Below are 13,060 nucleotides of genomic sequence, written 5' to 3'. Positions count from 1 at the left end.
TCATAATTTGTTATTACCACGTATTTTTCGATAAATTATAATGGTTTCATTTAACAAAAATAGAAAACCCTGGCTATTTTACAATAGCTCAGGGTTTATAACCAAACCTAATTGTCTTTATTTCAGTGTAAAAGATGCCTCTTTTACATCACGTGAATTTGTTCCGATAAATACTTTAAAATCGCCGGGTTCAGCAACGAATTTTAGATCAGCATTGTAAAACTTGAGATCGTTCTCCGAAATATTAAAAGTGATGGTTTTACTTTCTCCGGCTTTTAAATTAATTTTTTGGAAACCTCTCAGCTCCTTAACCGGTCGGGTAATACTTCCCACAAGATCCTGAATGTATAATTGAACGACCTCTTTACCCTCGTATTTACCTGTATTGCTCAAACTAACCGATGCGGTGATCGTTTTCCCGTTAGTTAAGGTATTTGAACTTAATTTAATATCGCTGTAATTAAACGTAGCATAACTTAGGCCAAAGCCGAATGGATATAAAGGATCGTTGCTTACATCTAAATAATTAGAACGGAATTTTTCGAACCATTTACCTTCTGCCAACGGTCTACCGGTGTTTTTATGTGCATAATACAAAGGCACCTGACCTACATTTTGAGGGAAGGTTGCACTCAGTTTACCCGAAGGATTAACATCGCCAAAAAGTACATCGGCAATTGCATTTCCTGCTTCACTACCCGGGAACCAAACATTTAAAATGGCTGGAATATTTTCCTGCTCCCAGTTTAATGCCAACGGACGACCTGTAAACAACACCAGTACTACTGGTTTACCCGTTTTAGCCAATGCTTTTAACAGGTTTTTTTGCGTTTCAGGAATCTGGATATCGGTTACACTGCTACTTTCGCCTGTAAATTCAGAACCTTCACCAATGGTAGCTACAATAACGTCTGATTTTTTTGCAACTTCTAGAGCCTCCTTGATCATTTCAGCTTCGGTTCGTGGATCGCGTTTGTAAGTAGGGTTGTGGATGTTTACATAACGGTGCTCCATAGCAGAATCTGCTAAAAAATTAGCGCCTCGTGCGGTTAAAATTTTCGCCTTATCACCCAAAACATTTTTTAAACCTTGAAGTACCGTTACCGATTTATCAAAAAGAGCTGCAACACTCCATGTACCATACATATTGGCAGTATTATCTGCCAGTGGACCGATTAAGCCAATAGTGCCTGATTTTTTTAATGGAAGTACATTATTGTTATTTTTTAGTAACACAAAGCTTTCGGCTGCAATTTCGCGTGCAACCTGGCGGTTAGCCGGGCTGAAAACTTCTTTTTCTGCTCTTTCTGCATTACAAAATTTATAAGGATCAGCAAATAAGCCCAGTTTGTATTTGGCCTGAAGCACCAATCGGCAGGCCCTGTCTATTTGTGCCATGCCAACCTTTTTCTCTGCCAATGATTTTTTTAAAGTACCTAAAAAGCCTTCGCCCACCATATCCATATCAATGCCAGCATTTAAAGCCAGGGCAGAAACAGTTTGTAAATCGCCCATGCCGTGCGCAATCATTTCAGGAATACCCGTATAATCGGTTACCACAAAACCTTTAAAGCCCCATTGGTTGCGTAAAACGTCGGTCATTAACCATTTGTTTCCCGTAGCAGGAATGCCATCAACCTCGTTAAAAGAAGCCATGATACTGGCTGCTCCAGCGTCAACTGCGGCTTTGTATGGTGGGAAATATTCGTTGTACATGCGCACTTTGCTCATGTCGGTGGTATTATAATCTCTGCCAGCTTCGGCAGCGCCATAAAGTGCATAGTGTTTTACGCAGGCTAAAATTTCATTATTGGCCTGAAGTTTACCTTGATAACCTTTCACCATGGCTGCAGCAATCTGCGAACCTAAATAAGCATCCTCTCCGCTTCCTTCCGAGATACGGCCCCAACGTGGGTCTCTCGAAATATCAACCATAGGAGAGAATGTCCAGTTGATACCACTTGCACTGGCTTCTATTGCGGCAACCCTTGCCGATTTTTGTACAGCATTCATATCCCAAACGCAGCTCATTCCTAATGGAATGGGGAAAACGGTATTGTAACCATGGATAACATCCATCCCAAAAAGCAAGGGAATTTTCATTCGGCTGTTTTCTACTGCAATCTTTTGAACTGCCTTTATCTTATCTACTCCTTTAATGTTAAATAAACCGCCAACTTGTCCATCTCTGATTTTTTTAGAAATGTCGCTGCTGTTAGCCTGCCCCGTGGTGATATCGCCAGAACTAGGCAGGTTCAATTGACCAATTTTTTCATCAACGGTCATTTTCGCCATGAGGTTGCTGATGAAAGTATTCATCTTTGCATCTGCTGCCGAAACAGTTTTTTTTGTTTGTGCTGATCCATTCAGTACAAGCAGGGTTAAAAAAACAACCAGGATATTCGCTCTCTTCATTATATGTGTGTTTTATTCTTTTTATTAGTTGGCGCTCGTTTCCAAAGAGTGCCTAAATAGCTTTACGATTTTATCGTGTTTTAACATTAATCGCTAAAAGCGATTACTTATTTTCACACTCGTTAGAACTAGTGTGAGCTATGTATTTTGTTAATCAACTTTCTTTACCTCGGTTTTTGCCGATACACCATTCTCATTTATCGCTTCGATAGCAAAATAGTATGCCTTTTGGCTGTCCATTGCTTTGAACCAGTACTCATTAAAATCATGGATCATGATGCAATTGTATAGCTTATCTGGTGCAGTACCGTAATAAAGATTATAGGCAAATGCATGATCAACGGGTTCCCATTTGATGTAGGCACTGCGTTTATCCTTTTCTGTCCTCAGCACAATCAGGTTTTTAACTGTTGTTGGTTTTTCACCATTTCCGTTTCCAAAAACACGCAAGCCGCTAATGGCAAATTTTCCGGTTGGCATATGGATGTTTACCATTTTGATAAACCTTGTTTTAACCGGCTTTTGGAGCTCGATGTAATCGTGCGGTACATCGGTTTTGTTTTGGCTTTTATCAACCAGCGTAGTCCATTTTTTTCCATCGGTTGAGCAAAGGATTTTGTATTGGTGAAAAATTCCGATCTGTTTACCAATAAATTCTGCATCCTGATCAGCATAGTTAATTTGTATGGCATTAACGGTTGCAAGGCTCCCCAGATCAGTCTGGATCCATTCTCCATTGTTTGCGGTTTTTGCACTCCAATAAGTTTTAATGCTTTCATCAACAGCATTATTGGCATTAAAGCTTCCCAAAGTAGATGAAACAGTAACCGGCTTTTTATAGTTGATGAGCATCCAGCCCGGACCAGCAGGGCCACCTTCTTTTCTTTCAGCGGGTAAATAAAGTGGGTAATCGCCAAAGGCGGTATTCGTCCACATCACATCGTCTTTATCAAAACCTGTTGGCCAGATACCCATTCTGCGCTCCCAGGTGTTTTTTACACAGATAATGCTGGTAGAGATGTGCCAGTAATTTTTGCCGTTATCCTGAAAGGTTGAACCGTGACCAGCACCGCGGGAAAATCCACCGCCTTTATAACTTAAAGGATCAGATTGTGGGGTAAATGGACTATCATAAAACAAAGGCTTGGTTCCAACCACTACGCCGTCAGCATAACCACTAAACTCGGTTCCTGGAGCCCCGTATTGAAAATAATATTTGCCATTATGTTTGGTCATCCATGCACCTTCGGCAAAGGGATCCAGAAATGTATTGTCCATATATTCACCAAAACGCTGCCAGCCATATCGCCAGCTTTCAAGCAGGTACATTGGCGTGCGGGTGCCTTTAGGTTGAAAGGTTTTACGGTCTAATTCAACACCGTACATGGGGTAATTGTTGCTGCTTCCATTGTACATGTAAAATTTGCCATCGTCATCGGTAAAAAAGGAAGGATCCCAGCCACCAATTTCTAAAGAATCAACCAATGGGAACCATTTGTTCCCCTTAGGGTCTGTACTTCCCCATAACGTGAAGTTTTTAGTATAGGTACTCCCGAAAACGACCATGGTATCGCCAACAATGCCTACCCCAGGTGCACAGAGTTCATCTTTTGTTTTGTTCCATGGACGGAGAAATTTTCTTTCGTGGAATTTCCAGTTCAGCATATCGGCGCTATGCCAATAACCCCACTGATTTGTACTAAAAAGATAGAAATCGCCCTTATAATTTACGATCACCGGATCGGCAGTGGCACGGTGTTTTCCCCATTCGGTAAAAGATTCGAATGGTGTATAACCATAATCTACATTGATTGGGTTGCAATATGTTTTTTGATTTTGTGCAAATGCCGAAGCCGTGCAGATTATAATAGTTATTGTTGTAATCAGCCTTCTCATTTTATTTTTTTAAAGTCGGATGTTCAAAACCTAATTTTTGTAAGCCATTTTGAACATCTTTGTTCCCCATAAACAGCTTCCAAAGCAGGCCCGATCTGTAATTTTCGATCATCACCACCATTGGGCCTTGGTCAATACCTAAATATCTTTTCGGGTACCAATTGTCCTGTTCTGAAAAGGCGTCGTAAAAACCATATTTTCCCCAAACTTTATCCCCCAGATCTTCGTAAAGATGTCTGATTACCTTCATCGATTCTTTTGGCGTATATGGGATAGATGATATTGCAGCAGTAGGGGAGATTACGCCAAAATCTTCCTGAGGATTGTGTGCTGCATAACCTTTTACCGAATAACTGGCGGTTAAACCCCAGTTATTTTCGCCGTAACCTTTAAATTTTTTTGGATTGGCAACGCAATAATCGTGTATGGAAAGGGTATGGTTTACGTTGTTTTCCCAATAATCGGCATAACGGTCTTTCAGTCCTTTCGGGTTTAACCCCAGATAAGAGTAATGTGCCCAAAATAATGGTCCTACTGAATTTTTCTGCCCTTGATAATCAAGTGTAAAAGGATGACCATAAAAGTTGAAATTAGTTTTAATCTGCCCGTTTCTTGCCCAGCCTTCATGATAAACCTCTGCAGGAACACCATGCGTAGGGGATGAGGCGGCCATAACGTACATAATCAAACATTCGTTGTAACCTTTAACGGGAAAGTCCATTTCCCATTTGTACGCTGGCGACCAATGCCAGTACAACACATTTTGGCCATTGCGGTACCAGTTGAAATCGATTCCTTTCCAAAGTTCGTCAGCTTTTTTTGCCAATGTTTTTTCAGGTTCAGTACCATTTTTATAATATTCGTTAATACAGATTAAGGCCTGTGCAATAAAAGAAGTTTCTACAAGGTCACCTCCATTATCTTTTTGCCCAAACGGACGTACTTTAGCTGTTTCGCCATTGATCCAATGTGGCCATGCACCATGAAAGCGGTCTGCCCGCGATAAGAAGTCTAATATTTTATTTAATCGGTCTAATCCTTCTTTTTTTGTCACATAACCTCTATCAATACCGCTTAAAATAGCCATTAAGCCAAAGCCAGTTGCACCGGTTGCTACTGTATTCTTATCATTTTCCGGGTACACATTATCCACATGAAAGCGTTCTCTACCAGCACCAGATGTTGGTTCAGCTCCATCCCAAAAATATTGGAAAGTCTGTTTTTGCACGAGATCCAATAATTCGATATCGGAAAGGTTTTTTTTAATCTTTAGATCAGGATTGTATGTCTGTTTTTTACGCTGTGCACACGATGATAGCGTAAAAAGGGTAAATGATAATAAGAGTAAGTTTCGGAATATAAATTTCATTGCTGATGTATAATGTTAAAGATTGGGACTGCTAAAACCAAGATTTTTCATGCCAGTTCTAACTTCGGGAGCCGACATAAATAAGTTCCAGATTAATTTGGTTCTATAATTTTCGATCATCACTACTATTGGTCCCTGATCTATGGCCAGAGTAGAAGAAGCAAACCATTGATCTTTTAGGGAGAAAGCATCGTAAAAACCATAATCTCCCCAGGTTTTGTTGCCCAGTTTATAATAAAAATATTTTAGCGCCTGCATCGATTCTGTTGGCGTATACGGAAAAGATGATAAAGCTGCGGTAGGGGCAATTACACCAACATCATTGCCAGGTGCACTAGCGGTGTATCCGTTTGGAATGTCGCTAGCCGTTAAGCCCCAGCAATTTTCGCTATACCCATAGTTTCCAAGTGGATTGGCCTTGCAGTAGTTATAATTGATCTGTGTGTGTGCCTTAGTTTGTGTTTCGTAATTGGCATAAGCATCGCTTAAACCTGTTGGATTAATACCCAGGAAAGAATAATGAGAAAAAAATAATGGGCCACCATTGGCTGTACCCAAAGGAAGTTGGACACCATAATAGGTGTTCCCATTTTTCATGGCGCCATTTTGTGCCCAGCCATTATCATAAACTGCTTTAGGAATAGAGAAAGTAGGGGATGCTGCAGCCATTACATAAGTGATTAAGCACTCGTTCCAGCCTTTAATGGGCAGGTTCATGTCCCAATTATAATTAGGACTCCAATGCCAATAAAGTGTATTACTGTTATCTTTTCTGTACCAGCTCCATTCTACGCCGTTATAAATGGTATTAATATCAGCTCGTAATGCAGTTTCTGCTGCATCAGCTCCATTAAAATATTGACGGGCGGTAATTAGGCCCGCCATTAAAAATGAAGTCTCAACAAGGTCGCCACCATTATCTTTTGTACTGAACGGAATTACTTTTCCGGTATTGCCATCCAACCAATGTGGATAGGCGCCATGGAAACGATCGGCAGTTTTTAAAAAGGATACCATTTTCTGTACTCTTGCCAAACCATCCGCTCTGCTGATGAAATTACGGTTAACACCAGTTATTAATGCCATAATCCCAAAGCCAGAGCCGCCTGATGTAACAATATTGCCTGATGTATTTCTTTCTCTTGCCAAACCGCTTGTAGGGTGACCAAAATCCCAGAAATATTTGAATGTTTGTTTTTGAACGAGCGTTAAAAGTTCATCGTCGCCGATGCGTGCAAATTTGTCTGCATCATCAACAGCAGTAATCAGATTTACCACAATGGCCGAAAGTAGCTTGTTCCCGGTTTTCGACAATAGGCCGGTATTGACATTTAAAATATATTTAGTAATAGGTTGCAGCGCCGATGGCGTAATTACAACTGTATTATCGTTATTCTCTAGTTTGGATGTGAATGCGGCTAAATTTCCAGCATCATCATTAAGGGTAACATTAGCACCAACTGAAGTGGCATTAATTGGTGATGAAAATGTGATTTTAATAATTGGGCTATTATTTATACCATAATAGGTAAATCCATTGTAAGTATCATTAACTTTTAAATCACTAAAAGAAAATGAGCTTGGTGTAACGGGGGGATCAATTGGTGAAGGTGTATCGCTTTTTTTGCACGCAAAAAAAACAATTGATAAGATTAAAATATAAAAATATTTATTGTTCATAGTAGGAGAGTTGAAAAGGGCCACCATTTGGCAGCCCTTTTAATTTTGGCTATCAGAATAGAAAAGTTATTTTCCTCTTCCTTCTAGTTTTTGTAATGAACTAATTTCTGTATCCGTTAAAGCTTTATTGTAGATGCGAACTTCATCTAACTGACCTACTAAATAACTGGCCCAATCTTGTTTCCCTGTAGCTGTTGTTAAGCTAGGGGTAGTTTGAAAATGAACAGTACCAAAAACCATTTTACTGGCATTTTGGAATACTAATGGTCCGTTATTCGCTATTATTTGCGTCGCGATTTTTGAGCCATTTACATAAACTTTGTAAGTAGAGGTTGTTTGATCATAGCTTAACGCAATTTGATTCCATTTATCCCAAGGACTAGTCATTGCATAATTGCCTAACCAGTTGTCAGAACCTGCATTGTTTAGGTGGAATTTCAAATTTCCTGATGCTGCTGTTCCACCGTTTTCAAAGAACACTGTCATGTTTCCCCAAAAGGCAGTTGAATTAGATACATCAACCAGACCGACAATTCCCTTATCGTTCAGTGGCATTTTTTCCCATAGGGTTAGCGTGAAACTTTTTAGATTCTGAACAGCAGTAGGTGTATTAGATATAACATAACCATTTAAAGCACCTTGTAAGCCCTGGCCTTTAACAGCAGGAGCGAATGATGTTCCTGTGTTTACGCCCACAGTATTAGAAACGCTGTCAATCAAACTTCCATCAAAAGCCCAATAGGCTACCAAGCTATTTGATGCAACCTGTTTTGCACTGGTATAACCACCAATATTTAAAGCTGGAGCATAGCTTTCAGGATCAAATTCCTTTTGGCAAGAAGATAATCCTAAGGTTATCGCAGCCATCAATAAAAAATATTTTGTTTTCATTTCTATAATTTTAAAAGCGATTAATAACCTGGGTTTTGCGTTAGTGTTCCTGCACTTAAATCAATTTCAGTCGACGGAATTGGCCAAACTTCATTTTTGCCTGCTTTCCATCCTTTAGGACCAAATACGGCAGTACCACGACCTTGACGGATCACATCAAAATAACGGTCTGATTCCATTGCGAATTCAACTTGTCTCTCCTTCCAAATTGCCTGGCGAAGTGCTTCTTTATCGTTCGTAGTAACATCGGGTAATACACCTGCTACGCCACCACGGGCACGCGCCCTAACTTTGTTTAAAGATGTTTTAGCCAATGTAGCATTACCCAGTTCATTAGCTGCTTCAGCATTCATTAATAAAACATCTGCAAAACGAAGTACCCTAACATTTTGTTGAGCGCCTTCATTTACACCTGTAATAATTAAGCTGAAAGGAACGTAAGATTTTTGATTATACATCGGATTATCTCCAGTTGCTGCAATAATATCACCCTGTGGAGTAGTTTCGCCTCTAAAAATGATAGTAGCATCTCTTCTCACATCGCCTGTCTCATAAGCTGCTGCTAATGTTGCTGTTGGCACATTGAAGCCCCATCCTCCAACAGACCCTCTAACACCTTGAACTTGGCTATATTGAGAGGTGGCTGAGCCCGGGATACTTTGATTGATTTCGCATTGAATTTCAAAAACAGATTCAACGTTGTTTTCATTGTTTAAGCGGAAACCCTGCTCATAGTTTGGGAAAAGATCATAACCCATGCCCATTACAGTATTGGTTAATGAAAGTACTTGATCCCATTTGCCTAAATACATAGCAACTTTAGCATGTAGCGCTAAAGCAGCACCTTTTGTTGCTCTACCTCTATCGGCAGCAGGATACGTTTGCGGCAATGCAGCTGCTGCATCGTCTAAATCTTTTTCGATCGCGGCCCACACTTGTGCTTTAGGTGTACGGGGAATATTAAATTCAGTAGCATCTTTTGGCACATTTAAACGCAAAGGAACATCACCAAAAGCTCTTACTAATCTAAAATAAGAATAGGCACGAACAAATTTAGCTTCGCCTAGGTAGCGAGCTTTTAAACTTGCATCCATGTTTATCGCAGGAATGTTATCCAATACCTGATTACACAAATTAATATTTTGGTATTGCCCGGTCCAAAAGCCACCGAATTGACCTTCAGTTGATGAGGCCGTATAGTTATCGAAATTGTTCAAATAACTGGCATCATTCACTGAACTGCCTTTTTCAGCATCATCACCAGGGATACTTTCAACCGCTAATGCTGGAAAAGCTGTATTTTCCCAGGTTCTTAAGTTACCATAAATGGAATTTACTGCCTTGGTAGCATCATCCTGCGATTTCCAAAATGTTACAGCAGGTTGTTGCGCTTGTGGATCTACATTTAAAAAATCTTTTTTACATGCAGGACTTATCAAAATGGTTGAGCATAAAGCAATTAGCCCAAGCTTTTGTATATAGTTGTTTTTATTAATAATTTTCATGTCTTTATCGGTATTAGAAAGTAACTTGAAGACCTAATCTGTACGTCGCAGATAATGGATAAACATTTGCATCAATACCTGCGTTTGTCGGTGTTCCTCCTATTTCTGGAGTAAATCCTTTGTATCCGAATAAGTTAATGGCGTTTTGAGCATCAACAAAAACTCTGATTTTTCTTAAGGTTAACTTCGTCATTAAACTCGTTGGCAATGTATAACCCAATTGAACATTTCTTAAACGGATATATGATCCATCTTCAACATAGAATGAGTTTGGAGCTGCATTAGCTGTTGATCCAACATTAGCAGATGGATAAGTTGTAGAGGTTCCTTCCCCATGCCATCTGTTATCATAAAAATCTTTACTAAAGTTTTCGTTACCAAAACGATAGGCCACATTTGCATTGTAAACATCAACGTCAGCAACGCCTTGAACATCTAGTGAAAGATCAAATTCTTTGTAACCAAATGTTGCATTTAAGCCATAGCTATATTTAGGATTAGGATTACCAAGTACTACACGATCTTTTCCATCAATAACGCCATCACCGTTCACGTCAGCGTATTTAAAATCACCTGGTTTTGCAGAAGTTTTTTGCGCAGAAGCCGCAACTTCAGCTGCATTTTGGAAAATACCTGCTACCTGATAACCAAAGAAAGCGCCAATTGGTCCACCTTGAACTGTTCGGGTAGCCAAGGCACCGTTGGCGATACCAGCTCCACCTGCATATATAGGATTTAAGCCTGTAATAACAGATAATACTTTGTTATTATTAATCCCAACGTTACCGCTGATGGAGTAGCTGAAACCGTTTTTAGCCTGATCTGCATAAGTTGCTAAAAATTCGAAGCCACGATTTTGGAAATCTGCCTGGTTACCAATTAGTTTACCACTTGAAGTTCCAATTGATTGTAATACGTTAATATCAAAAATTGCTTGCTCAGTTTTTTTATTGTAGAAACCAGTTTCAATACTTAAACGATTGTTCAAGAATTTAGCTTCAATACCAATATCCGTACCTACGGTGCGCTCCCAGTTTAAAAATGATGGAACGATCGAGTTTACATTTGCACCAGTATATCCAACACCATTGAAAAAAGCAACCAATTTTCCACTTTGATCAACGGTTAATGTTGTTGGGTTTACAGGAACACCCGCGTTACCAACTTTACCCCACGAACCTTTCAGTTTTAAATAGTTAACTACTTTCTGGTTTTTCATGAAGTTTTCGCCTGTTATTATCCAGCCAGCACCAACTGCAGGGAAGTTACCCCATAAGTCGCCTCCATTAAAGAATTGTGATGCACCATCTCTACGAATGGTTGCATTTAATAGATAACGATCCTTGAAGGAGTAATTTACTCTTCCAAAATAAGAAGCTGAAGTTAGTAAACTTCCACCATCTTCAACACGGCGCGTTGATGCAGTACCTAAGGCAAGATATAAATCCCCGTCGCTGCTGTATGGAACATCGAAAGCTGTAGCTCTGACAAAATAATTTTTTCTTCTCTGAGCAGTTTGCCCAAGTAATACAGTTAAATTATGATCTCCAAAAGTATTTTTATAAGTTAAAGTATTTTCAAGAATCCAGTTTCTGTTCTCATCTCTGTTGATGTTCAAAGTACTTTGAGTAGTTCTTTGCCCCTGCGTTGCTTGATAAACTGGAGAATAAGCTCTCACTTCATTTTGGCCAAAATCGCCGCCTGCACTTGTTCTAAAAATAAAGTGTTTAGCAACTGTTAATTCAGCATAAACATTACCTGTAATGCGATAGTTTTTTGATTTTTGATTGAAATAATCTAATGTTACTTGAGGATTGAAGTTATTACCTCCTCCTAATCCAAAGTCATTCGCATCACCATAACTACCATCAGCATAGTAAACAGGTACAACAGGACCTGCAGCATATAGCTGACGGAAAATACCATCACTAATATCGTTTGTGTTAATCGCTGTTCCAGATACTGTATAGCCAATTTTTAATGGTTTAAGTACTTGGAAATCATTTGAAAGCTTAGCCGTATAACGCTTATAATTCTGCGTTTTAACAATTCCATCTTCATTGGTATAACCTAGAGAGAAATTATATGTTGTTTTCTCCGTACCACCATTTACCGAGATTTGATGATTGGTTTGCAAAGCATTTCTAAAGCCTTGAGTGTACCAATTAGTGCCTTCTCCATAACTTGAAGGATCTGAGAATAGCGGAGCGGCAGTTGCATCATTAGATTTAATCAATTCATTGATGATGGTTGCATATTCAGTTGCATTAGTCATCTCGATTTGATTAGTAACCTTTTTATAACCAACGGAACCATTGTAACTGATTACTGGATCGCCATTTTTACCTTTTTTTGTAGTGATCAATACCACGCCATTCGCAGCACGAATACCGTAAATAGATTGTGATGATGCATCTTTCAAAATACTTAAGTTCTCAATATCTCCAGGATTTAAGAAACTAACATCATCGAACCAAACGCCATCCACAACGTACAGAACTCCTGTGTTGCCATATACTGTACCCGTACCACGGATAGTAATTCTTGGTGATGAGCCAGGTGCACCGCTATTCGTAATTGAAACTCCCGCAACTTTACCTTGTAGTGCACTTACAGCGTTAACTGATGCTTGTTTTGAAATGTCCTCACCTTTTACAGTCGCTACAGATCCAGTTACATCAATTTTTCTCTGCGTACCGTAACCCACAACTACAACCTGCTCTAATTGTTGTGTTGATGAAGCCATTGATACATTGATGGTTGTTTGATTATTTACAGCTTGCTCAAATGCTGTATAGCCTACAAAGTTAAATACCAGTGTGGCATTGGCCGGCGCGTTAAGGGAGTAGTTGCCGTTCACATCTGTTTGCGTACCAGTTTGTGTGCCTTTAATTAAAATAGATACGCCTGGTAGGGGAGTTTTGTCACCCCCATCAACTACTTTACCTTTTACGGTAATGTTTTGCGCTAATGCTACGTTAATTGTTAGCAAACAAAATGCAGCGAGAACAGAGATTCTTGTAAAGATTCTTTTCATGCTTTATTATAAATTTAGTTTAATTGTTAGTTAAATGTGGGGTTGTTTTTGTTGATGTGCAAGTGATTTTACCTCTACATTAATACATCATCTGATACTGTGGGGTATCTCATTCAATAAAACCAAATGCCATTTTAGCCTAAAAATGCAGTTTTTTAGATTTTAACATCACATTAATATATGCACAAGTGTACAAATAACACTAAGTGTTTTGTGGGGCCACGAAGCTTGCCTTGAGAGGTAATGATGTAGTGCCGATTGGGTAAG

7 protein-coding genes are annotated in these 13,060 nt (G+C 39.4%); all 7 read right to left on the bottom strand.

The window, feature by feature from the left end:
* Positions 1-117: 117 nt before the first annotated feature.
* The 7 genes from bglX to AC1RJ8_RS17685 all read right to left on the bottom strand — a co-directional run bounded on the left by bglX (position 118) and on the right by AC1RJ8_RS17685 (position 12,793).
* Positions 118-2,415 (bottom strand): beta-glucosidase BglX, encoded by a 2,298-nt coding sequence (gene bglX, locus AC1RJ8_RS17715; protein ID WP_492954874.1) that lies wholly within the window; start codon positions 2,413-2,415, stop codon positions 118-120.
* 150 nt (positions 2,416-2,565) lie between these two features.
* Complete coding sequence (locus AC1RJ8_RS17710; protein WP_492954875.1) at positions 2,566-4,311, bottom strand: discoidin domain-containing protein; 1,746 nt, start codon at positions 4,309-4,311, stop codon at positions 2,566-2,568.
* Between the two features lies 1 nt (position 4,312).
* Positions 4,313-5,680, bottom strand: coding sequence for a glucoamylase family protein (locus AC1RJ8_RS17705; RefSeq protein WP_492954876.1), 1,368 nt, complete (start codon positions 5,678-5,680; stop codon positions 4,313-4,315).
* A gap of 15 nt (positions 5,681-5,695) precedes the next feature.
* A complete protein-coding gene (locus AC1RJ8_RS17700) occupies positions 5,696-7,360 on the bottom strand; it encodes a glucoamylase family protein (protein ID WP_492954877.1) in 1,665 nt (554 codons plus the stop codon).
* Positions 7,361-7,426: 66 nt separating this feature from the next.
* The gene (locus tag AC1RJ8_RS17695) at positions 7,427-8,251 is read right to left on the bottom strand and encodes a LamG domain-containing protein (RefSeq protein ID WP_492954878.1); all 825 of its coding nucleotides are present in this window, start codon (positions 8,249-8,251) and stop codon (positions 7,427-7,429) included.
* Positions 8,252-8,271: 20 nt separating this feature from the next.
* Complete coding sequence (locus tag AC1RJ8_RS17690) at positions 8,272-9,756, bottom strand: RagB/SusD family nutrient uptake outer membrane protein (RefSeq protein WP_492954879.1); 1,485 nt, start codon at positions 9,754-9,756, stop codon at positions 8,272-8,274.
* 13 nt (positions 9,757-9,769) lie between these two features.
* Positions 9,770-12,793, bottom strand: a complete 3,024-nt coding sequence (locus AC1RJ8_RS17685; protein WP_492954880.1) for a SusC/RagA family TonB-linked outer membrane protein — start codon at positions 12,791-12,793, stop codon at positions 9,770-9,772.
* Positions 12,794-13,060: the final 267 nt, after the last annotated feature.

It is taken from the genome of Pedobacter sp. GW822-FHT03F06 (assembly GCF_058801365.1).
The sequence above is the reverse complement of the archived record's forward strand: the minus strand, read 5'-3'. Positions and strand labels throughout refer to the sequence as shown.

Excerpts from the sequence above, each read along its gene's own strand:
- AC1RJ8_RS17705 (WP_492954876.1), bottom strand. The coding sequence starts at position 5,680 with ATGAAATTTATATTCCGAAACTTACTCTTATTATCATTTACCCTTTTT.
- AC1RJ8_RS17700 (WP_492954877.1), bottom strand. The coding sequence starts at position 7,360 with ATGAACAATAAATATTTTTATATTTTAATCTTATCAATTGTTTTTTTT.
- AC1RJ8_RS17710 (WP_492954875.1), bottom strand. The coding sequence starts at position 4,311 with ATGAGAAGGCTGATTACAACAATAACTATTATAATCTGCACGGCTTCG.
- AC1RJ8_RS17685 (WP_492954880.1), bottom strand. The coding sequence starts at position 12,793 with ATGAAAAGAATCTTTACAAGAATCTCTGTTCTCGCTGCATTTTGTTTG.
- bglX (WP_492954874.1), bottom strand. The coding sequence starts at position 2,415 with ATGAAGAGAGCGAATATCCTGGTTGTTTTTTTAACCCTGCTTGTACTG.
- AC1RJ8_RS17690 (WP_492954879.1), bottom strand. The coding sequence starts at position 9,756 with ATGAAAATTATTAATAAAAACAACTATATACAAAAGCTTGGGCTAATT.
- AC1RJ8_RS17695 (WP_492954878.1), bottom strand. The coding sequence starts at position 8,251 with ATGAAAACAAAATATTTTTTATTGATGGCTGCGATAACCTTAGGATTA.